Source organism: Streptomyces sp. NPDC058470 (assembly GCF_042721055.1).
Taxonomy (GTDB): Bacteria; Actinomycetota; Actinomycetes; order Streptomycetales; family Streptomycetaceae; genus Streptomyces.
In genome coordinates this window covers 81,052-104,675 of record NZ_JBHXMF010000017.1, presented here as the reverse complement: position 1 = coordinate 104,675, position 23,624 = coordinate 81,052, and the positions used below count along the sequence as shown (strand labels likewise).

Sequence of the window (23,624 nt, the reverse complement as noted above, 5' to 3'; positions counted from 1 at the left end):
GAGGGAACCCGGCCCCTGCAACGTCAACCCATGTGGGGAGTCGCCGTATGTCCTGAGAAACCCCGGTAGGGAAACGCAGCAGGGGCCGAGGAAACCAGACCCCTGCAACGTCAACCCACGTACCTACCTACTGCGTCACTTCACCGGCTCCGGCTCCGGCACGCTCTCCGTCTCCGCCGGGCCCGTCGGGTCGGCCGGCGTCCTGACGGAGTCGAGGAGCAGCTGGGCCACGTCGACGACCTGGACGGATTCCTTCGCCTGGCCGTCGTTCTTCTTGCCGTTGACGGAGTCGGTCAGCATGACGAGGCAGAACGGGCAGGCGGTCGACACGATGTCGGGGTTCAGCGACAGGGCCTCGTCCACCCGCTCGTTGTTGATGCGCTTGCCGATGCGCTCCTCCATCCACATGCGCGCACCGCCGGCGCCGCAGCAGAAGCCGCGCTCCTTGTGGCGGTGCATCTCCTGCTGGCGCAGGCCCGGGACGGCGGACATGATCTCGCGCGGCGGGGTGTAGATCTTGTTGTGGCGGCCCAGGTAGCACGGGTCGTGGTAGGTGATCAGGCCTTCCACCGGGGTGACCGGGACCAGCTTGCCCTCGTCGATGAGGTGCTGGAGCAGCTGGGTGTGGTGGATGACCTCGTAGTCGCCGCCGAGCTGCGGGTACTCGTTGCCGAGGGTGTTGAGGCAGTGCGGGCAGGTCGCGACGATCTTCTTCGCGGACTTCGGCTTCTTCGTCGCCGGGTCCTCGTCATCCTCGCCGTACGCCATGTTCAGCGCGGCCACGTTCTCCATGCCCAGCTCCTGGAAGAGGGGCTCGTTGCCCAGCCTCCGCGCCGAGTCGCCGGTGCACTTCTCGTCGCCGCCCATGATGGCGAAGGAGACGCCCGCCATGTGCAGGAGTTCCGCGAAGGCCTTCGTGGTCTTCTTCGCCCGGTCCTCCAGCGCGCCGGCGCAGCCGACCCAGTACAGGTAGTCGACCTCGGACAGGTCCTCGATGTCGCGGCCGACGACCGGGATCTCGAAGTCGACCTCCTTGGTCCACTCCAGGCGCTGCTTCTTGGCCAGCCCCCAGGGATTGCCCTTCTTCTCCAGGTTCTTGAGCATCGTGCCCGCCTCGGACGGGAACGCGGACTCGATCATCACCTGGTAGCGGCGCATGTCGACGATGTGGTCGATGTGCTCGATGTCGACCGGGCACTGCTCGACGCAGGCGCCGCAGGTGGTGCAGGACCACAGGACGTCCGGGTCGATGACGCCGTTCTCTTCGAGGGTGCCGATGAGGGGGCGCTCGGCCTCCGCGAGAGCGGCGGCGGGCACGTCCGCCAGCTGCTCCCTGGTGGCCTTCTCCTCGCCCTCGGCGTCCTTGCCGCCGCCGGCCAGCAGGTAGGGGGCCTTGGCGTGGGCGTGGTCCCGCAGCGACATGATCAGCAGCTTCGGGGAGAGCGGCTTGCCGGTGTTCCAGGCCGGGCACTGCGACTGGCAGCGCCCGCACTCGGTGCAGGTGGAGAAGTCCAGCAGGCCCTTCCAGGAGAACTGCTCGACCTGGGACACACCGAACACGTCGTCCTCACCGGGATCGGTGAAGTCGATGTCCTTGCCGCCCGACGTCATCGGCAGCAGCCCGCCCAGCGCCACCGAGCCCTTGGCGTTGCGCTTGAACCAGATGTTGGGGAAGGCCAGGAAACGGTGCCAGGCCACGCCCATGTCGGTCTTCAGCGAGACCACGATCATCCAGATGAACGAGGTCCCGAGCTTGATCATCGCGGTGAGATAGATCAGGTTCTGGAGCGTGCCGACGTCCGTCCCCCGGAAGGCGGCGACGATCGGGTACGAGGCGAAGTACGCGGCCTCGTAGCCGTGCACGTCGGCGAGGGCGCCCTCCAGGCCGCGCAGGGTCATGATCGCGAGCCCGATGATGAGGATGACGGACTCGACGAAGTAGGCCTGGCCGGTGTTGGACCCGGCGAAGCGGGACTTGCGGCCGGGCCTGTCCGGCCTGGAGAGCTGACGGATGACGATCAGCGTGAGGATGCCGAGGGTCGTCATCAGGCCGATGAACTCGACGAAGATCTCGTACGGCAGCCAGTGGCCGATGACCGGCAGTGCCCAGTCGGCCTGGAAGAGCTGCCCGAAGGCGTTCACCAGGGTCGCGATCAGCGAGAAGAAGCCGACGGCGACGAACCAGTGCGCGACGCCGACCACGCCCCAGCGGTTCATCCGGGTGTGGCCGAGGAACTCCCTGACCACCGTGACGGTGCGCGCGGCCCAGTCGTCGGTGCGGGTGCCCGCGGGGACGTCCTGGCCGAGCCGTACGAACCGGTAGATCTGCGCGATGGCTCTGCTGAACAGCGCCACGCCGACCACGGCGAGTACCAGCGACACAATGATCGCGGCGAGTTGCATTGGGGGCTCCTCGGGCCTGCGAGGTGTTGCTCCGAGAGCTGCCTCGGAGGAGATTGCGGTGATTACTAAGCGGTAACTTATGCAGTCGGTCTGAGACTACCCATATCTTCTGCCGCACTGTAGCCAGGGGTGCGGTGATCTGTGTCGCTGAGGGTTGCCTGAGCGGTGGCGCCCCACACCATGGCCGTACGGCGGGGCACGCAATGGCCGTACGCCGGGCATGCGACGGCCGTGCGTCGACACGTAAACCCGATCGTGTTATTCGCACAATATTGTGACATTTATGCCTAAATTGGCGAGGTGTTGTACGGAATCGTCGCCGCCCTCGCCGCCCTGCTCCTCACCGCCGCGCTCGCCGCCCTGCTGCGGATGTTCGCCCTGCGCTTCGGGGTGGTCGAGCGACGGCCGCGGCGCCCGCGCGCGGTTCCCCTGCTGGGCGGGGTGGCGGTGCTCGGCGGGACGGCGCTGATGGCCGGCGTGGGGGAGTGGACGCAGGTCGCTCCGCTGGGGGCGGAGGCCGGGCGGCTCCTTGTGGTCGGGATCGGGGTCGCACTGCTCGGGCTGGTCGCCGACCTGCGGGCCGTGCCGCTCGTGGTCCAGGTGGCAGGCGTGGGACTCGCCGCCGCGCTGACCGTGCCGTACGACGAACTCGGCGTGCTCGGCGGGCTGTTGGGCATCGCCTGGACGGTTCTGGTCACCTTCGCCTTCGTCTCGCTCGATCACGCCGACGGGGTGATGGGGACGGTGGGGGTCGTCACCGCCTTCGCGTTGAGCGGGTGCGCGGCGGCCGAGGTCATGGACGGTACGACGGTGCTGCTGAGCGTGCTGGCCGCGGCGCTCGCCGGGTTCCTGATGCAGGGGCGGCCCCCGGCGCGGATCGTGCCCGGGCGGTGCGGGGCGCTGTTCGCGGGGTTCGTGCTCGCCTCGGCTGCGGTGCTGGTGCACGGGGGGCGGGAGACGGGGTCCGGGGTCGCGGCGCTGTTCTCGCTGACGGCGGTCGGGCTGGCCGATCTCGCGCTCGCGGCCCGGCGGCCGGGCGGGCATCTCGCGCAGCGGCTTCGGCGGGTCGGGCTGACGTCGCGGGGGGTCGTGGTGGTGATCGGTACGGCGGCGTTCGGCGGGGCGCTCGTCGGTTTGCTCATCGACCTGGGGTGGGTGGGTGCGGGGGCCGCGTGGTGGGTTGCCGGGGGTGTCGCGTTGGTGGTGCTGGTGGGGAGTGCAAGGCCCGTGAGGGGTGCGGGGATGGTTTCCCGCCCCCGCCGCCCCCATCCGTTCCCGTCCCCTGGGGGCTCCGCCTCCGAACCTCCGTATCGGCCTGGACGGCCTCGCTCCCAAAGTCCTCAAGGGCCGGACAGGCTGAGGGCTCAAGCAGCCGGCCGACTGAAAAGCTCCAGGTCAGACGCAAGGTGCGCGTAAGAACCAGATAAGAGTTGAGCCTCCTCGACTCAGCTCTGTTGACGATGTCGCGAGCGTCGTGCACACTTGAGTCCGTTCCACTCAAGTCGTTGTTGGAGGAATTGAAATGGCACGTGCGGTCGGCATCGACCTGGGCACGACTAACTCCGTCGTCAGCGTTCTGGAGGGCGGCGAGCCCACCGTCATCACCAACGCCGAGGGTGCCAGGACCACGCCGTCCGTCGTCGCCTTCGCGAAGAACGGTGAGGTGCTCGTCGGCGAGGTCGCCAAGCGCCAGGCGGTCACGAACGTGGACCGGACCATTCGGTCCGTGAAGCGTCACATGGGTACGGACTGGAAGATCGAGCTCGACGGCAAGAGCTTCAACCCGCAGCAGATGAGCGCCTTCATCCTGCAGAAGCTGAAGCGCGACGCCGAGGCGTACCTGGGCGAGAAGGTGGCCGACGCGGTCATCACCGTCCCGGCGTACTTCAACGACTCCGAGCGTCAGGCGACGAAGGAGGCCGGCGAGATCGCGGGCCTGAACGTCCTGCGTATCGTCAACGAGCCGACGGCCGCCGCCCTGGCGTACGGCCTCGACAAGGACGACCAGACGATCCTCGTCTTCGACCTCGGTGGCGGCACCTTCGACGTCTCGCTGCTCGAGATCGGCGACGGCGTCGTCGAGGTGAAGGCCACGAACGGCGACAACCACCTCGGTGGTGACGACTGGGACCAGCGTGTCGTCGACTACCTGGTGCAGCAGTTCCGCTCCGGCCACGGCGTGGACCTGGGCAAGGACAAGATGGCCCTCCAGCGCCTCCGTGAGGCCGCCGAGAAGGCCAAGATCGAGCTGTCCTCCTCCACCGAGACCTCGATCAACCTGCCCTACATCACGGCTTCCGCCGAGGGCCCGCTGCACCTGGACGAGAAGCTCACGCGCGCCCAGTTCCAGCAGCTCACGGCCGACCTTCTGGAGCGCTGCAAGACGCCGTTCCACAACGTCATCAAGGACGCCGGGATCAACCTCTCCGAGATCGACCACGTCGTTCTCGTCGGTGGCTCCACCCGTATGCCCGCCGTCGCCGAGCTCGTCAAGGAGCTGACCGGTGGCAACGAGGCCAACAAGGGTGTGAACCCGGACGAGGTCGTCGCCATCGGCGCCGCCCTCCAGGCCGGTGTCCTCAAGGGTGAGGTCAAGGACGTCCTGCTCCTCGACGTCACGCCGCTGTCGCTTGGTATCGAAACCAAGGGCGGCATCATGACCAAGCTCATCGAGCGGAACACGACGATCCCGACCAAGCGGTCCGAGATCTTCACCACCGCCGAGGACAACCAGCCCTCCGTGCAGATCCAGGTCTACCAGGGCGAGCGCGAGATCGCGGCGTACAACAAGAAGCTCGGGATGTTCGAGCTGACCGGTCTGCCGCCGGCCCCGCGTGGTGTCCCGCAGATCGAGGTCGCCTTCGACATCGACGCCAACGGCATCATGCATGTCACGGCCAAGGACCTCGGCACGGGCAAGGAGCAGAAGATGACCGTCACCGGTGGCTCCTCGCTGCCGAAGGACGAGGTCAACCGGATGCGCGAAGAGGCCGAGAAGTACGCGGAGGAGGACCACGCCCGCCGCGAGGCCGCCGAGTCCCGTAACCAGGGCGAGCAGCTCGTCTACCAGACGGAGAAGTTCCTCAAGGACAACGAGGACAAGGTCCCCGGTGACGTCAAGATCGAGGTCGAGGCGTCGGTCGAGGAGCTGAAGGCCGCGCTCAAGGGCGAGGATGCCGTCGAGATCCGCACGGCCACCGAGAAGGTCGCCGCGGTCTCGCAGAAGCTCGGCCAGGCGATGTACGCCGATGCCGCCGCCGCTCAGGCCGCGGGTGACGCCCCCGGTGCCGAGGCCCCGCGTGCCGACGACGACGTGGTCGACGCGGAGATCGTCGACGAGGACCGTGACCGCAAGGACGGTGCCGCGTGACGGAGGAGACCCCGGGCTTCGAAGAGAAGCCTGACGTCCCTTCCGGCGCCACCCCTGATGACGCCGAGCCGACAGCCGCCCCCGAGGGGGCGGCTCCGGCCGGGGACGAATCAGCAGCAGCACAGGCACAGGCCCAACTGGCCGGTCTGACAGCTCAACTGGACCAGGTGCGTACGGCGCTCGGTGAGCGCACGGCGGACCTCCAGCGGCTCCAGGCCGAGTACCAGAACTACCGCCGCCGGGTCGAGCGCGACCGGATCGCGGTCAAGGAGGTCGCCATCGCGAACCTCCTGACCGAGCTCCTGCCCGTGCTCGACGACATCGGCCGCGCACGGGATCACGGCGAACTGGTCGGCGGTTTCAAGTCGGTGGGCGAGTCGCTGGAGACCGTCACGGCGAAGCTGGGGCTGCAGACCTTCGGCAAGGAGGGCGAGCCCTTCGACCCGATGATCCACGAGGCCCTGATGCACTCGTACGCGCCGGATGTCACCGAGACGACGTGCGTGGCGATTCTGCAGCCGGGGTATCGCTTCGGCGAGCGCACCATCCGCCCCGCGCGGGTGGCCGTCGCCGAGCCCCAGCCCGGCGCGCAGGCCGTCAAGTCCGAGGACGCGACGGCCGAGGCGGCGGACGACAAGGAGAGCGGTGGCCCGGACGAGGGCTGACGTTGAAGGCAAGAGAGAGGAGGGACGTCGAGGATGAGCACCAAGGACTTCATCGAGAAGGACTACTACAAGGTCCTCGGCGTCCCCAAGGACGCCACCGAGGCCGAGATCAAGAAGGCGTACCGGAAGCTCGCCCGCGAGTTCCACCCGGACGCCAACAAGGGCAACGCCAAGGCGGAGGACCGCTTCAAGGAGATCTCCGAGGCGAACGACATCCTCGGGGACCCCAAGAAGCGCAAGGAGTACGACGAGGCCCGCGCCCTCTTCGGCAACGGCGGCTTCCGTCCGGGGCCGGGCGCAGGCGGCGGCAACTTCAACTTCGACCTGGGCGACCTCTTCGGAGGCGGCCCCCAGGGCGGTGGCGGAGCGCAGGGCGGTGGCTTCGGCGGCGGGATCGGTGACGTGTTCGGCGGGCTGTTCAACCGCGGCGGCACGACCACCGGCACCCGTACGCAGCCCCGGCGCGGCCAGGACATCGACACCGAGGTGACGCTCAGCTTCACCGAGGCGGTGGACGGCGCGACGGTTCCGCTGCGGATGACCTCGCAGGCGCCCTGCAAGGCCTGTTCGGGCACCGGCGACGCGAACGGCACACCTCGTGTGTGCCCGACGTGTGTCGGCACCGGCCAGGTCGCCCGGGGCTCCGGCGGCGGGTTCTCCCTCACCGACCCCTGCCCCGACTGCAAGGGCCGCGGTCTGATCGCGGAGACCCCGTGCGAGGTCTGCAGCGGCAGCGGCCGCGCCAAGTCCTCGCGCACGATGCAGGTCCGTATCCCGGCCGGCGTCAGCGACAACCAGCGCATCCGGCTGCGCGGCAAGGGCGCCCCCGGCGAGCGCGGCGGCCCGGCCGGTGACCTGTATGTCACGGTGCACGTCGACGCCCACCCGGTCTTCGGCCGCAAGGGCGACAACCTCACCGTCACCGTCCCCGTCACCTTCGCGGAGGCGGCCCTCGGCGGCGAGGTCAAGGTGCCCACCCTGAGCGGGCCCGCGGTGACCCTGAAGCTGCCGCCGGGCACGCCGAACGGCCGCACCATGCGCGCCCGCGGCAAGGGCGCGGTCCGCAAGGACGGCACCCGCGGCGACCTGCTGGTCACCGTCGAGGTGGCGGTCCCCACGGAGATTTCGGGCAAGGCTCGGGACGCCCTGGAGGCGTACCGCGAGGCGACCGCGAGTGAGGACCCGCGGGCGGAGCTGTTCCAGGCCGCGAAGGGAGCATGAGGACGCCATGGATGGAATCGGCCGTCGACGCAACCCGTACGAACTGACCGAGGAGACGCCGGTCTACGTCATCTCGGTGGCGGCCCAGCTCTCCGGCCTGCATCCGCAGACCCTGCGTCAGTACGACCGCCTCGGCCTCGTCTCCCCCGACCGCACCGCCGGCCGGGGCCGGCGCTACTCGGCCCGCGACATCGAACTGCTGCGCACCGTCCAGCAGTTGTCCCAGGACGAGGGCATCAACCTCGCCGGCATCAAACGCATCATCGAGCTGGAGAACCAGGTCGCCGCCCTCCAGCAGCGCGCCGCCGAACTCCAGGCGGCGGTGGACGGTGCGGCAGCCGCGATGCAGCAGCGCGAGGCAGCCGTCCACGCCTCGTACCGCCGCGACCTGGTCCCGTACCAGGAGGTTCAGCAGACGAGTGCGTTGGTGGTGTGGCGGCCCAAGCGGTCGTCCGAGTAGCGGTTCCAACGCGCCGACGGGGCCGGGAGGTTGCACACCTTCCGGCCCCTTCGGCGTGTCAGGCCGATGTGCCGGTGCGGAACACGTGGTCGCCGACCGTCTCTGCCTCGGTGCCGTCCGCGTATGCGGCGGTGACCTTGTAGAAGACGGTGGTGGCGGCCGGTGCGGTGTTGTCGTGGTACGAGTCGCTGAGCCCGACGGGAGTGTCCGTGAGCAGCGCATAGGTACCGGTCGAGCCGTCCCAGCGGTAGACGTTGAACCCGGTCGCGGTGCCGTGCGGGTCGAGTTCGCGCACGTAGTTCACGCGGAGGCTCGGGCCCTGGGCGATGTCCTCGGCGATCACGGTCATGCTGCCCGAGGCGGACTCGTTCGCGTAGGTCTCCGTCGGCACGATGTCGAGCTCGGTGACCTTGACGCCGGCGGCGGAGTCGAGGTCCAGGGCGTTGCCGTCCTTGTCGACGGCCACGACCACGTACCGCAGGTTCTCGCCGTCGGGCAGGTTCACGTCCCGGTTCTGGGACCAGATGCTGCCGAACGGGAGGCTGTCGGTGATGTCCGTGTACGCCCAGGCGCCGTCGGTGTACACACCCCGGTGGATGCGGTAGTCGGCGACATCCTCGGCGGGGCTGTCGTCCCAGTCGAGCCTGACGCCGTTCCCCATCGCCGTCGCGGTCAGGCCGGTCACTGCGGCGGGGGCGGTGTAGTCGCCGACGTGGTCGACGGTGACGGAGTTCGAGACGGGGCCGAGGTTGCCGTGACGGTCCACGGCCCGGACCCAGTAGGTGTGCGTCGTGGAACGCTCGATCTCGGTGTCCACGTAGGACTCTCCGCTCGGTGGGCCGATCCCCGCGCCGTCCCGGAAGACGTAGAAGGACGAGATGTCGTCGTCCGCGTCCGCGCTCCAGGACCAGTTCAGGGTGACGCCGTGCTGTCCATCGACGGCCGTCACGTCGTCCGGGGCGTAGAGCGGGGCGGTGGTGTCGATGTCCTTCGACGTGTACTCGGCCGTGCCCGAGGGCGGCGATGCGTTGCCGTGGGCGTCGACGGCGGTGGCGACGTAGTAGTAGGTCTCGCCGGTCGTGGGCATGTCGTCGGCGTAGGCGCTCCCGCTGATCGGCGTCGGGCCGCTCACCAGGTTCGCGTCGGTGACGGCGACGGGGTAGGTCGTCGACCGGTACACCCGGTAGCCGGCCAGGTCGGACTCGGTGTTCGAGTCCCAGTGCAGGCGTGCCGTGGTGACGTTGCCGATGGCCCAGTTGTCCTCCACTCCGGTGGGCGCGGCGGGCGCCGTCGTGTCGACGGTGGTGACGTTCTGGTCCGCGCTGCCGACGGACTCGTGGCCGGCCTTGTCGTAGGCGCGGACCTCGTAGACGTAGCTCTCACCGGTGACCGGGAGGGTGGTGTCGCTGTACGAGGTGGAGGTGCTGGTGGCCAGCTTCTTCCAGGTGGTGCTGCCCTTGAGCTTCCGGTGGACGCGGTAGCCGGCGAGGTCCATTTCCCTGTTCTTGGACCAGGTGAGTGTGGCCTTGCCGGTGGCGGTGTCGTACGTGGCCTTGGTGCCGGTCGGAGCGAGGGGCTTGACCTTGTCGACGGTGGCCGAGGTGCGGGGCGTGTAGGCGAACTTGACGTTGGCCTTGCCCGTGATGTTGATGAAGTCGACGCGGAGGGTGTGCTTGCCCTTGGGGATGGTGATGTTGACGGTCTTCTTCACCGTCGTCGAGACGTTCTTCCAGAGGTCGATCTTGAGTTTGCCGTCGAGGTAGACGCGGATGCCGTCCTGGGCGGCGGCGGCGAAGGAGAACGGACCGCCGGAGCCGAAGTCGCGTGTCACGGTCCAGCGGACGCCGAATTTGTCCTTCGGGAGGCCTGAGGCGGGGGCGCCTGAGCCCCAGTTCTGGTCGATCGCGCTGTCGCAGTCCGTCTTCTTCGGCGTGCCGGAGAAGGTGGTGTTCGCGAAGAACTGCCGCTTGTAGACGGGTGAAGCGCAGGCGGTCGCGGCGGACGCCGGGGTGGAGGCCATGGTGAGCAGGCTGCCGGTGGCGGCTGTCGCCAGCGTCACGGCGAGTGCCGCTCCGCTGCGTCTGGCTGGTGGCATGCTTCCCCTGTTGCGTGAGGTGGTGTGCGTGGGTCGACATCAAGACACCTGGTCGGGTGCATGGGTTGTACGCGCGCACCGGGAACCCTGTGAAATGAGGGAAGCGTGTGAATCAGTGGGGATTCCTGGAAGTGGAGGCGCGGCCTCTTCCCATCGTGTTCACTTGGGGAACACAGCATGCTGTTGCCATCTCGTTAAGTGGTTAGTCCTTGACGCTGAGGTCATCGCCGCGTTGGCTTTCAGCCACCTGGGTCGCAATGCTGCAACCTCGCCCGGAAGGCACCTGTTGTGAACACTCGTAACACCCGTCGGCATCGGGCCGTCATAGCCCTGAGCACGTCCGCGATGGCCGTCTCCCTCGTCGGCTGCGGGGTCGTGGACGGGATCGGTGGCAGTGAGACCAAGGCGAGCCCCACGAAGGGCGACGACCTCACGGTGGGTCTGCTCCTCCCGGAGACGGAGAACACGCGTTACGAGAAGTTCGACTACCCCATCATCCGGGACGAGGTGAAGAAGCTCACCAACAACAAGGGCACGGTGGTCTACGCCAACGCCGCGGCGGACGCGGCGAAGCAGGCCACCCAGCTCCAGAAGATGGTGGACGACAAGGTCGACGTGCTCATCGTGGACGCCGTGGACTCCAAGGCCATCGCGCCCGGCGTGCAGAAGGCCAAGGACGCGGGCATCCCCGTCATCGCCTACGACAGGCTGGCCGAGGGGCCGATCGACGCGTATGTCTCCTTCGACAACGAACTCGTCGGCGAAGTGCAGGGCAAGGCCCTCATCAGTGAGCTGGGCAGCAACTCCGCCAGCAAGAAGATCATCATGATGAACGGTTCGGTGACCGACCCGAACGCGGCGCAGTTCAAGGCGGGCGCCATGGTCGAACTCCAGAACAAGGTCACCATCGCCAAGACGTACGACACCAAGGACTGGGACCCGGTCGAGGCCACGAAGAACATGGAGAAGGCCGTCGCCGCCGTCGGCATCGACAACATCGCCGGCGTGTACGCCGCCAACGACGGCATCGCGGGCGCGGTCATCGACGTCATGAAGACCCTGGGCGTCAGCAAGGTTCCGCCGGTCACCGGGCAGGACGCGGAGCTCGCCGCGGTGCAGCGCATCGTCAAGGGCGACCAGTTCATGAGCGTCTACAAGTCCTACCCCCAGGAGGCCAGCGTCGCCGCCGAGATGGCCGTGGCGAGGGTCCAGGGCCGCACGATCGAGTTCGACGCCCTGGCCAGCGACAAGGTCGACAGTCCCACGGACAAGGACATCCTGGCCGCACTCGTCCCGGTGGTCGCCCTCACCAAGGACAACATCGACGACACGGTCATCTCCGACGGCATCTACAAGGTCAAGGACATCTGCACCGCCGACTACAAGTCCGCGTGCAACGCGATCGACCTCAAGTAGTCCGCGGCCCCCTCGGTCCCCTGACGTGACCCAGCAGAGCGGCGAGCCCCTCCGGGCCGGTGACGATCACCGTACGGGGCTCGTCGCTTTCGCGTAGGCGGATCGTTCCGTCGGGGGCGGTGGCGACGTATACGCAGTTCGCCTGGTCCTCGCTGAACGACGACTTCTGCCAGTTGAGTTCGGGCATGGTGGTCAGGCCTCCTGAAGGTTGTAGATGAGGTGCTGGAGCAGCGCCAGGGAGTCGCGTGCCTCGTGCGTGGACGCAGGGACCGCGGGGTCCAGGGGTGGCAGAGAGGCCGCGCGAAGGCGGTCGAAGCGGGTCCGGTAGGGCAGCACCGCGTCGCTTTCGTTGACGTAGATCGTGGCGGCCGGGTCCTCGACGAGGACGGTTTCCAGGGCCGACCCGTGAGAGTGGACCAGCAGGAACGGCGTACTGAACGCGGACAGCCCCTCCGCCGTGAACGGCAGTACCTGGATGGTGATGTGCGGCAACTCCGCCATACGGATCAGATGGAGCAACTGCCTGCGCATGACGGCCGCGCCTCCGAAGCGCACATGCAGCGCAGCCTCGTGGATCACCGCGTGCAGGGTCGGTGGCTCCGGCTGGGTGAGAATCTGCTGACGTTCCATACGGAACTGGACAGCCCTCTCCAGGTCGTCGTGCGGCCGTTCGCTGGACCGGAAGATGGAGCGCGTGTACTCCGGGGTCTGGAGCACGCCGGGGATGAACAGTGATTCGTACGAGAACAGCGCGTCGGCGGCCGCTTCGAGTTCCGCCAGGTCCAGGACGGGCTGGCTCAGTGTGCGGCGGTACTCCGTCCACCAGCCCTTGCCGCTGTCCTCACCCATCGCAACCAGGGCATCGATCAGGGGTTCCCGTGTGCACCCGTATGAGTGGCATAGCGTGCGCAGCTTTTCCGCTGGGATCGCTGTACGCCCGGCCTCGACATGCCCCAGGTGGGCGCGGCCCATGCCGATGAACTCGCCGCCCTCCGTCACGGAATAGCCCGCCTGCTCACGCAACTTCCGCAGTTCTGCGCCGAGGCGCCGCTGCCGTTCTGTGGTGCTGGTGCGCAGTGCCAACGCACTTCTCTTTCCTTTGAGTTGGGGACAGTCTGCCCCGCTGGGGCTGCACGGTCCACCTAATCTCGTGAATAGGTTGCACGCGGTAACCCGTATTGCCTACCGTGGGTGCGGCGCCACTAACGCTCCGGAACCGTACCGGAGTCGTCCGACTCCCCCTGCCCTCATGCGAAAGTGCACCCGAACCGGCATCCAGCCGGCTCGGACATTGCCATCGAGGGCGTACCCCTCACGCGACGAGCCCTCAGACGGAACGACAGGAGCTGATCCCCCATGGAAGCTGCCCGCAGGGCACCCCACCGCCCCGTTCAACTCGCGTACGAATACAGCCTGTTCGCCCCAGGCGACGCCACCGCCCCCAAGGTCTGCCGGGACTTCGTACGCGCCGTACTCCTCACTCTCGACCGTGAGTCCCTCGTCATGCCCGCGACCCTCTGCACCTCGGAGCTGGTCACCAACGTCCATCTGCACACCAAGGGCACCGCCATGCTCCGCGTCCAGCTCACCCCGGTGCGCCTGAGGGTGAGTGTGTACGACGAGAGCCACGACCCGCCGGTCGCTCCGGCTGCCGAGGTGACCGCGTGCTGGGGCCGCGGGCTCGCCCTCGTCGCGGAGGTGGCGGACCTGTGGGGCGTGGCCGTAGACCGGGCGGGGCGGTTCGCGAAGGGGGTTTGGTTCGAGCTGGGCCCACGTGGGTGAGTCGTTTCTGCGTCACCAAGTCGAGTGAACGGATGACGTTTTCGCAGATGAGCCCATGTGGCTGCCTACCGTGATCGCGTTGCTTGTGCCCCATGGACGTCAAGCCCACACTTGAGGAGGAGGTGCCGCCATGACCGCTCTTGCGCACGAGAGGCCCGAGACCATGTCTGAGATCAGGACCGAGTCCGGACACGAATTCGCGAATGAGTCCGACTTCGACGAGGTCCTGTGGCAGGCATGGAAGGCCATGGAACTCCCCGAGGGCTACCGCGCTGAGATCATCGAGGGAGCCATCGAGGTGTCGCCCACCGCTCGCCGTTCGCACGGCTTGATTGCCAATCGTCTGCGAAGGGCTCTGGACAAGTTCTTGGATGGCGGCGAGTTCGCGTGCCATCAGGATGTGAACGTCATCCATGAGCGCAAGGCATGGATCCCGGATGCCTTCGTTGCACCGGAGGACACGAGTCCGTGGGGTGACGAGGACGACCTTGGAGTCAGGGCTGAGGCCGTGCACCTCATCGTGGAGGTCGTCTCCCCAGGCAAGCGCAACCAAGACCGGGACCGAGTCCGCAAGCTCCGGGAGTACGCTCGCGCGGGCATCTCGATCTACGTCATCATCGACGACTACGACGCTGAGGGATCGGTCACCCTGTGTACCGGCCCGCGCCCGGACAAGGCCGACTGGGAAGACATCCACCGTGTCTACTACGGCACCGAAGTCACCATCCCCGAAGGTCCCGCCAAGGGCTTCGTGATCGGGGAGAGGATCACAGGCCCCAAGCGGGCATGAGCCCCCGTGCCGCCGAGCCCCCAAGGCATCGTGCGGCATGATCCGTTCATGACCGAGATCGTGTTGATGTCAGATCCGAAGATCGCTGCGATACCTGTCGTGGACTGCGGGGAGCCGCTGCTCGATGTGCGGTTGCGGGGAGGGGCGTTGACCATCGATGGCCGCAGGCGGGACGGCTCGGGGGCCTTCGCGCAGCTGCGGGAAGGGGTCCTGTCGCGGCTCGTGGAGGCCGGGGCGCTCCTCCCGGACGGCGTGCGGCTGCTGTTCGTCGAGGGGTATCGGCCGCCCGCGTTGCAGCGGGAGTACTTCGAGCAGTACGCCGACGAGTTGAGGGCCGGTAATCCCGGCTGGGATTCCGAGCGCCTCCGGAACGCGGCCAGCCGGTACGTGTCACCGCCGGAGATCGCCCCGCACAGCGCGGGCGCCGCCGTCGACCTCACCCTCGTCGACGCCGACGGACAGGAACTCGACATGGGGACGCCGGTGAACGCGAACCCGGAGGAGAGCGACGGCGCCTGCTACACGGGCGCGAGCAACATCGGCCCGCGGGCGCGCGCCAACCGGCGGCTGCTCGGCGACGCGCTGACCGCGGCCGGACTGGTCAACTACCCCACGGAGTGGTGGCACTGGTCCTACGGCGACCGTTACTGGGCGCTCGCCACCGGCGCCGGCCACGCGATCTACGGGCCTCAGGAGCACGGTGGCGAACTCGCCGCCCACGGGTGAGTTCAGGCCACCCGCGTGAACTCCACCGTCACCTCGGGCGGCCCTCCGGCGACCCCCCGGTACACCCCCTTGTGCGGTGTCACGTCGTCATAGTCGCGTCCTCGGCCCACCACCACGTGGGTCTCGGCGGCGCGGGTGCTGTTGGTGGGGTCGTAGCCGTTCCAGTCGCCCGCCCAGTACTCGATCCAGGCGTGGCTCTGGCCCGCGACGGGGCGGTGGAGTTCGGCGTCGCGTTCGGGGTGGAGGTAGCCGGAGACATAGCGGGTGGGCAGCCCGAGGCCGCGGAGGAGGGCGGCAGTGAGGTGGGTGATGTCCTGGCAGACGCCCGCGCCCTGTTCCCAGGCCTCCATGGCGCTGGTGTTCACGCCGGTGGCGCCGGGGATGTACGAGACCTGGCCGGTGACCAGGGACGAGACGGCGACGGCGGTCTCGTGCGGGTCGAGGCCCGCGGCGATCGCGCGTGCCCGTTCCACCAGCTCGGGCGAGACGATCGTTCGGCCGGTCGGTGCCGCGTACTCCAACAGGCGGGAGTTGGCGATGAGTTCGGCGATCTCCGCCCAGGTGGGCGCGGCGGTTTGCGGGTCCGGCGGTGCCGTCTCCACCAGGCTCGACGCCGTGATGGTCAGGTCCGCGTGCGGTTCCATCAGGTCGAAGCCGGTGACCTGGGTGCCCCAGTAGTCCCAGTACGACCAGGTGGCGGTGGTGGGGTTCACCGTCACCCGGGCGTCCAGGGTGGTCTGGCCGGGGAGCGTCAGCGGGGTCATCCGGACCTCGTTGTGCGAGGAGACGGCGGCCTGCGCGTACGAGACGCGGGTGGTGTGCCGGATCCGGAGCCGACGGGTCGCCGTGTGCGTGTTCCCGGTCATGGTCACGCTCCTTCCTGAGCCCACTCGACGGGCCCCTGGTTCGGGAAGAACTTCTCCGCCACCGCTTCGGCGGACGCCATGCACGCCTGCTGCAAGTCCCTTAGGAGGAGAGGGAGTTGCTCTTCCAGTGCGGACAGGTCCAGGTACTCAAGCCGGGTCCGCATCCGGCCTATCGGGCGGCGTGCCGGGTCCTGTCTGGGTCGGCCGAGCGCCGCCAGGCACTCCTCCGCCGTGGTCAGCGCGTGCAGCGCGGAGCGCGGGAAGTCCCGGTCCATGAGGAGGAATTCAGCCACCCGCGGGGTGTCGCCGAAACCGCCGTATACACGGGCATACGCCTCGTCGGCACCGCTCGCACTGAGCAGCGTCGGCCAGTCGGGAGCATGGGCGGCGTCCAACACCCGTACGGACAGCAGCCGTACGGTCATGTCGACCCGCTCCAGGCTCCGTCCCAGGATCACGAACCGCCAGCTGTCGTCCCGGCTCATCGTGGAGTCGGCGAGCCCGAAGAAGAGGGCGGCCCGGCGGCGTACGAGCTCCAGATAGGCGTACGGGCCCGTGCGCCGCGAGGCGAGGCGCTGGTCGGCGAGCGCGTGCCAGGTGGAGTTGAGGCACTCCCACATCTCGGAGGAGACCGCCTCGCGGGCACTGCGCGCGTTCAGCCGGGCGGCGCCGATCGCGCCCTCGATGGCGCAGGTGGAACGGGCGTCGAAGGCCAGCTGGTCCAACACCTGCTGCATGTCGACGCGTTCGTCGCCCGCGTCGACGCCGAGGATGGCGTACAGCGACCGGCAGGCCACGTCCTCGTCGCGCCAGGGGTCTTCCAGGAGCCGGTGCAGATAGGCGTCGAGGATGCGGCCGGTGGCGTCCGCCCGCTCCACATACCGTCCGGTCCAGATCAGGGCTTCGGCTATCCGGGAGAGGATCACGTCGTTCACGGTCGTACCTCCTGGGCCTTGGGAACCAGCGAAGCGGTCACTGTTGCTGTGCCCCTTCCTGTACGGCGGTGCGGTCGCCGTCGGGGCCGAGCTGGCGGGGGACGACGTCGGGCACGGAGCTGGTGATCTCAGGTGCGGGCTGCTCGGTGGGACCCTCGGCCAGTACCCAGGTGTCCTTGGAGCCGCCGCCCTGGCTGGAGTTGACGATGAGGTTGCCCTCCTGGAGCGCGACCCGGGTGAGCCCGCCGGGCAGTACCCACACATCGCTGCCGTCGTTGACGGCGAACGGCCGCAGGTCAATGTGGCGCGGCGCCATCCGGTCACCCGCGAGGGTGGGAGAGGTGGACAGGGCGACCGGCCGCTGTGCGATCCAGCCGCGCGGATCGGCGGCGACGGCCTCGCGCGTACGCTCCAGGGTCTCCCGGTCGGCCTTCGGCCCGATGACGATGCCCATGCCGCCGGCGCCGTCCACGGGCTTGATGACCAGCTGGTCGATCTGGTCGAGGACGGCTTCCAACTGGCCGGGCTCGTCGGGCCGGAAGGACTCGACGTTGGGGAGAATCGGTTCTTCGGAGAGGTAGTAGCGGATCAGGTCGGGGACGTACGTGTAGAGCAGCTTGTCGTCGGCGATGCCGTTGCCGACGGCGTTCGCGAGGGTCACGGTGCCCGCCTGCGCGGCGTTCATGATCCCCGGGCAGCCGATCACCGAGTCGGGCCGGAACTGCAGCGGATCGAGGAAATCGTCGTCGAGCCGCCGGTATACGACATGGACGGGCACCTCGCCGCGGGTGGTCCGCATCCACACGCGGTTGTTGCGGCAGACCAGGTCGTGCCCCTCGACCAGCTGCACGCCCATCAGCCGTGCCAGCAGGGCGTGTTCGAAGTAGGCGGCGTTGCTGGGACCGGGGGTGAGGACGACGACCCGGGGGTCGGTCACCCCGTCGGGAGCCGCCGCCCGCAGCGCGGCCAGCAGCTTCTGCGCGTACCCGTCGACCGGCACCACGTGCTGCTCGGCGAAGAGGGACGGGAAGATCCTGGTCATCGCACGCCGGTTCTCGATCACGTACGAGACGCCGGACGGTACGCGAACGTTGTCTTCGAGTACCCGGAACTCCCCCGCCTCGTCCCGTACGAGATCGATACCGGCGACGTGGATCCGTACCCCGCCCGGTGGCTCGATCCCGTGCGCGGCTCTGTGGAAATGAGGTGAATTGAGCAGTAGTCGCCAGGGCACGACCCCGTCCTCGAAGGCGCGGCAGGGCCCGTAGGCGTCACTGAGATAGGCCTCGAGGGCCTTGACCCGCTGGGTGACTCCGCGCTGGATGAGGTCCCATTCGAGTGCGTCGAGGATGCGCGGTACGAGATCCAGCGGCCAGGGCCGCTCCTCGCCCGCGAAGGCGTAGGTGACACCCCGGTCGGTGAACGCCCGCGCCATCTGGTCCGCTCTGAACCGCAGTTCAACCGGCTCGATCGGCTGCAACGCGGCCAGCACCGGCTCATAGGCGGTCCTGACCACACCAGGCCGCTCAAACATCTCGTCCCACGCATCGGCCAACGCGTACGCGTCAAATATGTCCGCCATGGACTGACGTTAAGTGCGGTACGTAACACGCTGATCACTCGGTTATTTCCGGCAGTTCACGTGCTGTGCCGCCCGCTTCCAGGTGAGTGCCGGGGCCCTGGCCGAATAGGGGATATCCGGCCAGCACGGCCAGGGGCGCCGGGGCGCCCTCGCGGAGCGGTTCGACGGTGCACCGGAGGGATGGGCGCCCGCAGCGTCAGCTTGTTGCAATGGTCCGCACTGAGGCGGGGATTTTTACGGACTTAAAGGGGCAATTGGGGGCAGCGGGGCGGCGTCGCCGTGTTGCGATGGCGGACGGGGCCGCGCATAGTTGCGCTGCGGAAGCGCGGAGTACGGAAGCGCGGAATCGCGGAAGCCGAATACGGAAGTGCGGAAGACGGAAGCGCGGAAGTCGAGTACGGAAGCGCTGACGATGGACGAACGCTGGAGCCGACGGCGGGGAGATGGCCGGGCGGGAGTGGGGAGATGGCCGGGCAAGGCGCGGACACGCATCCGCACGGCGCTGACCAGCTGTGCGCGGCAGGGGACCGGGTGTACTCCCGGGCCGTACGGCGCGGACGTGTGCCCCGCGAGGACGCGGACGCGGTGCCCTGCCTGGTCGAGCTTGCGCTGTTGCACCCCGACCCCGACGACATGGGGTGGCTGGTACCGACCTCCCCTCAGGAGGTCATGACGCGGCTCCTGCGGGGGGTGTACGCGGAAGTCAGCGCGAGCCAGGCGCGGGTGGGCGACGCGGTGTCCGCGTTCGAGTGGTACGCCGGGCTCGGCGGGCGCGTCCAGGCGCCGGCCGAAGGCGCGGCGATCCGCGTCCTCGACGGACTGCCCCGCATCCGGGCAGCCATGGACGCGGCGACCGAGGCGTGTACGTCCGAGGTCCTCACCGTGCAGCCGGGCGGCATCCGCCGCGAGGACGAGCTCTCCGAAGGCCTGCACCGCGCCCTGGGCCTGCGCCGCCGCGGCGTCCGCATGCGCGACCTGTACACCCACGTGGCCAGGCACGGCCAGGGCCTCCTGAACTACATGGAGCTGATGGGCGAGGCGGCCGAGGCCCGCACCCTCGACGAGGTCGTGGAACGCCTCATCCTCTTCGACCGCACGGTCGCCTTCATCCCCGCGAACTCGGACCGCACGATAGCGCTGGAGCTGCGCCACCCGGCCCTGGTCGACTACCTGGTGACGGTCTTCGAGCGCCTGTGGCGCCTGGCGATCCCGATCGCCTCCACGCTCCCCTCGACAGGCATCGAGGGCATCACCCACCGCGAACGGTCCATCGCCGCGCTCCTCGCGGAGGGCCACCAGGACGCGGTGGTCGCCGAGCGCCTGGGGATCAGCGTCCGTACCTGCCGGGCGCACATCGCCCGCCTGTCGGAGACCCTCGGCGCGGCGAGCCGCACCCAGCTCGGCGTCCGCATCGCCCAGGCGGGCCTGGACGACCCTCCGCGCTCCCCGGAACTTGAGCCGGTCACGGTCCCCGGCGTGCCTACGGTTCCTGGCGTGCCTACGGTTCCCGGCCCTGCCGTTCCTCCTGCTTGAGGATTCCCGACTGCCCGATGAGGTAGCCGAGCTGGGCCCGGCTTTCGCTGCCGAGGGTGGCGGCGAGTTTGGCTATGTGGACTCTGGCGGTGCGGATGTTGAGGCCGAGGCGTTCGGCGATCGTGGCGTCGGTGTGGCCTTCGATGAGGAGGGCGGCGATGGCTTGCTGGCGGGGGGTTATGCCGTTGTGTGAAGGGCGCTGGACTGCTTCCGGGTACATGGGGGTGGCGAGGCGCCAGAGGCGGTCGAAGGTGGTGAGAAAGTGCTCCATCAGGGCTGGGTGACGCACTTCGAGGGCGAGGGTGTAGTCCTTGCTCGCAGGGATGAAGGCCACGGTCCGACCGACAAGGATCAGCAGCTGAATGACCTCGTCCATTGAGCGGGCCTCCACGTCTCCCCTCAGACGTTCGTAGCGGGCGAGGACCGTGGGCGCGTGGCGGAGGGTGTGCTGGTAGAGCGTGCGGATGCGGCCGCCGCGGTCCAGCAGGGCCTGGTCGCGGCTCAGGGCTCCGATGTGGCTCTGGGGAGGCGGACCGACATGGGAGACGTGGGGTTGGACGGCGAGGACCTCGGATGCCTCGGCCATGGCCTCGCTGATGGCCGTGTTGATCTGCTCCTTGCCACTGAGAAGGCTGATCGCCGGCGCCTCCGAGCCTGCCGTACGGACACCGCCGATCCGCAGGAGCGGCTCGAACATCGTGGCCAGCCGCTCCTCCCGCCGCCGCTCGTCTGCGATGCGCTCCGCGGTGGTTCGCAGGAGTCGGTGCAGGGCCACGGCGGGGGTTACGGGCTCCAGCCAGTGCCCGTCTTCGATGTGTGGCTGGAGCAGCCCCAAGTCGACGAGGCAGGGCGTGCTGTCGGCGGCTTCCCGGGGTACGCGGCCTTCGCGCAGGGCGCTGGTGTACAGCTCCGTCCCCGCCGGACAGAGGTCTTCGAGGCCGTGTTCCTGGTGTGCCGTGGTCACTCCGCCACCCCCTCCTCCTGTTTGAGGATTCCTGACTCGGCGATGAGGTAGCCGAGTTGGGCTCGGCTTTCGCTGCCGAGGGTGGCGGCGAGTTTGGCTATGTGGACTCTGGCGGTGCGGATGTTGAGGCCGAGGCGTTCGGCTATGGCCGCGTCGGTGAGGCCTTCGGTGAGGAGGCTGGCGATGGCGTGTTGGCGGGGGGTGATGCCGTTCAGGGAGGGCTGCTGGGCTGCCTGGGGGTACATGGGCGTGGCCAGGCGCCACAGGCGGTCGAAGGTGGTGGCGAGGTAGGCGACCATCGCCGGATTGCGGACCTCGACGGCCATCGTGCGGTCGGTGTTCGCGGGGATGAAGGCCACGGTGCGGTCGAGGACGATGAGGCGGTCGGTGACCTCGTCCAGGGTGCGGACCTCGACATCGCCGTTCAGGTTCTCGTAGTGCGAGAGTGCCACCGGGTCGTGGCGAGAGGTGTGCTGGTAGAGGGTGCGCATCCGGCAGCCCCGCGAGAGCATCTCCTGCTCCAGCAGGAACGCAGCTGCCAATATGCCAGCAGGACGTTTGCCGCCGGGCTGGATCGTAAGTACCTCGCGTGATGAGGCGGCCATAGCTCTGGCGATCGCGGCATTAATCCGCTCGATGTCGACCAGAACGGTGTTTGCGGGTGCGTCCGTAGGCGTTGCCTGCGCTGCGTGCAGGGCTATGAGCGGTTCGAGGGCCTCAGCAAGGCGAGCTTCGCGCTGTCGCTGTCGGGCGATGTCCTCGGCGGTGGCGTGCAGTAGCCGGGGAAGGGCTATGGCGGGGGCTACGGGGCGCAGTCGGCGCATGTCTTCGAGGTCCGGCTGGAGCAGGCCGGAGTTGATCAGGCACGGGGCGGCGGCGTCCGCGTCCTCCTGGGGAACATGGCCTTCGCGCAGCGCACGGGCGTACAGGGCCAGGCCCGTCTCGCAGAGCTCGTCAGCTCTGTGCCCGTGTTCCCCTGCGGTCACCGGTGGCTCTCTTTCGTCGACATTCAGTGATCTTGGTCCTGGTCCAGGATCCCCGACTGGGCTATGAGAAAGCCGAGCTGCGCCCGGCTGCCGCTGCCGAGGGCTGTGGCCAGCTTGGCTATGTGGGCACGGCAGGTGCGGACGTTCATGCCGAGTCGGCGAGCAATTGCTTCGTCGACGTGGCCCTCTATCAGGAGCTTCGCGATGGAGTGCTGGATGTCGGTGATGCCGTCGGGGGCGGTCTCATAGGGGGCGCCTGCGTTCAGTGGGACTGCGCGGCCCCACATGAACTCGAAGACCTTGACCAGGTAGCGGACGAGGCCAGGGTGACGCAGTTCCAGGGCGACCTGCCGGTCGTCGCGGGTGGGGATGAAGGCGACAGTCTCGTCGCAGATGATCAGCCGCTCGACCAACTCGTCGATGGTGCGGTACTCCACCTTGCCGTTGGAGAACTGGTCTACGTAGGCCTGCGTCTCGGGGCTGTACCGGGCCGTGTGTTGGTACAGGGTCCGAATGCTCACGCCTCGTTCGGTCAATGGCCTGTCGCGCTCCAGCCCTTGGACGAGGGTGTGCTCAAGCCGACGGCCACCCGGCTGGACCGTCAGCATCTCGTTCTGGCACTGGGCCGTGGCCAGGTCGAGTGCTCCGTTGATCCGGTCAAAGCCCTCCAGCACTGTGATCGAGTGACTGCTCGCCGTTACCTGAGCGCTCAAGGTCATGAACGGCTCGAAAGCATCTGCCAGTTCGATCGACATCCGCCTGCGCTCCGTGATCTCGCTCTCTATGGGGTTGAGTCGCTGGGCGAGCGCGACCGACGGGGGGACTGGGCGTAGCCAGTTCGCATCGTCAGGATCCGGATGAAGGAGGGCGAACTCCATCAAGCAGGGAACGGACTCGACATCCGCGCGTGCGATGCGTCCCGAGCGGAGAGCGTCCGCATACAGACGGCCACCTTCCTGGCATAGTTCGGTCACCGCATGGGGATGTGTCCCATTAGTTCTATTTGTTACCAAATCTCCACCCCCCAGGGTCCTGAACGTGCAGGAACATGATGCATCGAATGTGTGGCCACCACGTGCCCGAATGAGCCATCGTCTTACTTGACGGGGGAAGAGGAGACCTTCAAGTGAGGACGAAGCCGATTATGCGTAGGAAAATGCTTCGGTCGATGCTTGTCGCCGCCCTTTCCGCCGTAGTGGCCTTCGGGGCGCTGAGTGGCCTTGCCGGTGCGAAGAGTAATGACCTGGCGGACAGTAGCTGGGGTCCGTTGGTGCCGGCGGCCGCAGGCCAGAGTCCCGAAGCCTTGGGTCCGGGGTCTCCGGACGTCACGGATGACAGCAGTTGGGGCTGACCAATGACGACTCCCCCTGATGATCGCTCCTTCCGCAGAGAAATGGCCACCGCATACCGCTCCGGCTGGCACTTCATCGATCTGGTCACCGCCATCCCCCACAGTGGTGACTCCTTGATGGTGACGGTATTCGGAGAGCCGGTCGTCGTCACCCGGGACGATGACGAGGATCTGCGGGCGTACCGGTGTCTGCGGCGGCCTCGGGGGGCGCCGCAGCCAGTACGGTGTGCCATTCGGTACGGAATGATCTTTGTGAACCTGGACCAGCGTGACCACCAGCTGGTCGAGCCGGAGGATGCTCCGGACGTCCAGACCATCTCAGCCACCCCCCGCAGTGCCTGACGCGATTCCCCCGTCGTAACAAATCGCGCAGGTACTTCCCCCCGCAGCGGGGGTGCACATCAGACGCTACCGACGAAACGAGCAGAGTATTTGTAGGTAAAAACAGAATCATGGAAATCAAAAGGGGGGGGGGAAAA

Annotated in this window: 21 protein-coding genes; 11 read left to right on the top strand and 10 right to left on the bottom strand. The window is 68.1% G+C overall.

Translation table 11 applies throughout. The features are described 5' to 3' along the window. Positions 1 to 135 precede the first annotated feature (135 nt). Positions 136 to 2,403, bottom strand: coding sequence for a heterodisulfide reductase-related iron-sulfur binding cluster (locus ACFWP7_RS15190; RefSeq protein ID WP_384381488.1), 2,268 nt, complete (start codon positions 2,401 to 2,403; stop codon positions 136 to 138). A gap of 300 nt (positions 2,404 to 2,703) precedes the next feature. Here ACFWP7_RS15190 and ACFWP7_RS15185 point away from each other — a divergent pair, with 300 nt between their 5' ends. From ACFWP7_RS15185 to ACFWP7_RS15165, 5 genes are all read left to right on the top strand, one after another. After that, a complete protein-coding gene (locus ACFWP7_RS15185) occupies positions 2,704 to 3,819 on the top strand; it encodes an undecaprenyl/decaprenyl-phosphate alpha-N-acetylglucosaminyl 1-phosphate transferase (protein ID WP_384381486.1) in 1,116 nt (371 codons plus the stop codon). Between the two features lie 106 nt (positions 3,820 to 3,925). Next, positions 3,926 to 5,773, top strand: coding sequence for a molecular chaperone DnaK (gene dnaK / locus ACFWP7_RS15180; protein ID WP_384381484.1), 1,848 nt, complete (start codon positions 3,926 to 3,928; stop codon positions 5,771 to 5,773). After that, positions 5,770 to 6,438 (top strand): nucleotide exchange factor GrpE, encoded by a 669-nt coding sequence (gene grpE / locus ACFWP7_RS15175; protein ID WP_384381482.1) that lies wholly within the window; start codon positions 5,770 to 5,772, stop codon positions 6,436 to 6,438. The genes dnaK and grpE overlap by 4 nt, the downstream gene beginning before the upstream one ends. Positions 6,439 to 6,471: 33 nt before the next feature. Then, positions 6,472 to 7,659: a molecular chaperone DnaJ gene (gene dnaJ / locus ACFWP7_RS15170; RefSeq protein ID WP_384381480.1), complete on the top strand. Its 1,188-nt coding sequence runs from the start codon at positions 6,472 to 6,474 to the stop codon at positions 7,657 to 7,659. A 7-nt stretch (positions 7,660 to 7,666) separates the two neighbouring features. Then, positions 7,667 to 8,119 (top strand): heat shock protein transcriptional repressor HspR, encoded by a 453-nt coding sequence (locus ACFWP7_RS15165; RefSeq protein WP_384381478.1) that lies wholly within the window; start codon positions 7,667 to 7,669, stop codon positions 8,117 to 8,119. Between the two features lie 58 nt (positions 8,120 to 8,177). On the opposite strand, the gene ACFWP7_RS15160 is transcribed toward ACFWP7_RS15165, so the two are convergent. Continuing rightward, positions 8,178 to 10,214 carry a fibronectin type III domain-containing protein gene (locus tag ACFWP7_RS15160; protein ID WP_384381476.1) on the bottom strand — a complete coding sequence of 679 codons (2,037 nt, stop codon included), beginning with the start codon at positions 10,212 to 10,214 and terminating at the stop codon, positions 8,178 to 8,180. 288 nt (positions 10,215 to 10,502) lie between these two features. Here ACFWP7_RS15160 and ACFWP7_RS15155 point away from each other — a divergent pair, with 288 nt between their 5' ends. Next, a complete protein-coding gene (locus ACFWP7_RS15155; RefSeq protein ID WP_384381474.1) occupies positions 10,503 to 11,630 on the top strand; it encodes a sugar ABC transporter substrate-binding protein in 1,128 nt (375 codons plus the stop codon). Here ACFWP7_RS15155 and ACFWP7_RS15150 read toward each other — a convergent pair. Next, the gene (locus ACFWP7_RS15150) at positions 11,623 to 11,817 is read right to left on the bottom strand and encodes a DUF397 domain-containing protein (RefSeq protein WP_384381472.1); all 195 of its coding nucleotides are present in this window, start codon (positions 11,815 to 11,817) and stop codon (positions 11,623 to 11,625) included. The genes ACFWP7_RS15155 and ACFWP7_RS15150 overlap by 8 nt on opposite strands. A 5-nt stretch (positions 11,818 to 11,822) precedes the next feature. Further along, a complete protein-coding gene (locus ACFWP7_RS15145; protein ID WP_384381470.1) occupies positions 11,823 to 12,713 on the bottom strand; it encodes a helix-turn-helix domain-containing protein in 891 nt (296 codons plus the stop codon). A 273-nt stretch (positions 12,714 to 12,986) separates the two neighbouring features. Here ACFWP7_RS15145 and ACFWP7_RS15140 point away from each other — a divergent pair, with 273 nt between their 5' ends. From ACFWP7_RS15140 to ACFWP7_RS15130, 3 genes are all read left to right on the top strand, one after another. Further along, positions 12,987 to 13,412 (top strand): ATP-binding protein, encoded by a 426-nt coding sequence (locus ACFWP7_RS15140; RefSeq protein ID WP_384381468.1) that lies wholly within the window; start codon positions 12,987 to 12,989, stop codon positions 13,410 to 13,412. A gap of 130 nt (positions 13,413 to 13,542) precedes the next feature. Further along, positions 13,543 to 14,202: a Uma2 family endonuclease gene (locus ACFWP7_RS15135; protein ID WP_384381466.1), complete on the top strand. Its 660-nt coding sequence runs from the start codon at positions 13,543 to 13,545 to the stop codon at positions 14,200 to 14,202. 48 nt (positions 14,203 to 14,250) lie between these two features. Continuing rightward, on the top strand, positions 14,251 to 14,928 hold the full coding sequence (locus ACFWP7_RS15130) for a M15 family metallopeptidase (protein WP_384381464.1): 678 nt from the start codon (positions 14,251 to 14,253) through the stop codon (positions 14,926 to 14,928). 2 nt (positions 14,929 to 14,930) lie between these two features. Here the strand turns inward: ACFWP7_RS15130 and ACFWP7_RS15125 are convergent, their stop codons facing one another. The 3 genes from ACFWP7_RS15125 to ACFWP7_RS15115 are packed head-to-tail and all read right to left on the bottom strand — an operon-like array spanning position 14,931 to position 18,311. Then, positions 14,931 to 15,794 (bottom strand): transglutaminase N-terminal domain-containing protein, encoded by an 864-nt coding sequence (locus ACFWP7_RS15125; protein ID WP_384381462.1) that lies wholly within the window; start codon positions 15,792 to 15,794, stop codon positions 14,931 to 14,933. Positions 15,795 to 15,796: 2 nt separating this feature from the next. Further along, on the bottom strand, positions 15,797 to 16,729 hold the full coding sequence (locus ACFWP7_RS15120) for an alpha-E domain-containing protein (protein WP_384381460.1): 933 nt from the start codon (positions 16,727 to 16,729) through the stop codon (positions 15,797 to 15,799). Between the two features lie 37 nt (positions 16,730 to 16,766). After that, positions 16,767 to 18,311 (bottom strand): circularly permuted type 2 ATP-grasp protein, encoded by a 1,545-nt coding sequence (locus tag ACFWP7_RS15115; protein ID WP_384381458.1) that lies wholly within the window; start codon positions 18,309 to 18,311, stop codon positions 16,767 to 16,769. 465 nt (positions 18,312 to 18,776) lie between these two features. Here ACFWP7_RS15115 and ACFWP7_RS15110 point away from each other — a divergent pair, with 465 nt between their 5' ends. Further along, the gene (locus tag ACFWP7_RS15110; protein ID WP_384381456.1) at positions 18,777 to 19,844 is read left to right on the top strand and encodes a LuxR C-terminal-related transcriptional regulator; all 1,068 of its coding nucleotides are present in this window, start codon (positions 18,777 to 18,779) and stop codon (positions 19,842 to 19,844) included. Here ACFWP7_RS15110 and ACFWP7_RS15105 read toward each other — a convergent pair. Genes ACFWP7_RS15105 through ACFWP7_RS15095 form a run of 3 tightly spaced genes read right to left on the bottom strand, consistent with a single transcriptional unit; the run spans position 19,810 to position 22,807 of the window. Beyond that, the gene (locus tag ACFWP7_RS15105; protein WP_384381454.1) at positions 19,810 to 20,808 is read right to left on the bottom strand and encodes a helix-turn-helix transcriptional regulator; all 999 of its coding nucleotides are present in this window, start codon (positions 20,806 to 20,808) and stop codon (positions 19,810 to 19,812) included. The genes ACFWP7_RS15110 and ACFWP7_RS15105 overlap by 35 nt on opposite strands. After that, entirely contained in the window at positions 20,805 to 21,794 is a 990-nt protein-coding gene (locus ACFWP7_RS15100; RefSeq protein WP_384381452.1) for a LuxR C-terminal-related transcriptional regulator, read from the bottom strand. The genes ACFWP7_RS15105 and ACFWP7_RS15100 overlap by 4 nt, the downstream gene beginning before the upstream one ends. Before the next feature lie 23 nt (positions 21,795 to 21,817). Continuing rightward, entirely contained in the window at positions 21,818 to 22,807 is a 990-nt protein-coding gene (locus ACFWP7_RS15095; RefSeq protein ID WP_384381450.1) for a helix-turn-helix transcriptional regulator, read from the bottom strand. A 341-nt stretch (positions 22,808 to 23,148) separates the two neighbouring features. Between ACFWP7_RS15095 and ACFWP7_RS15090 the strand changes: the two genes are divergently transcribed. Next, positions 23,149 to 23,487, top strand: a complete 339-nt coding sequence (locus tag ACFWP7_RS15090) for a hypothetical protein (RefSeq protein WP_384381448.1) — start codon at positions 23,149 to 23,151, stop codon at positions 23,485 to 23,487. The last annotated feature ends 137 nt before the right edge of the window (positions 23,488 to 23,624 follow it).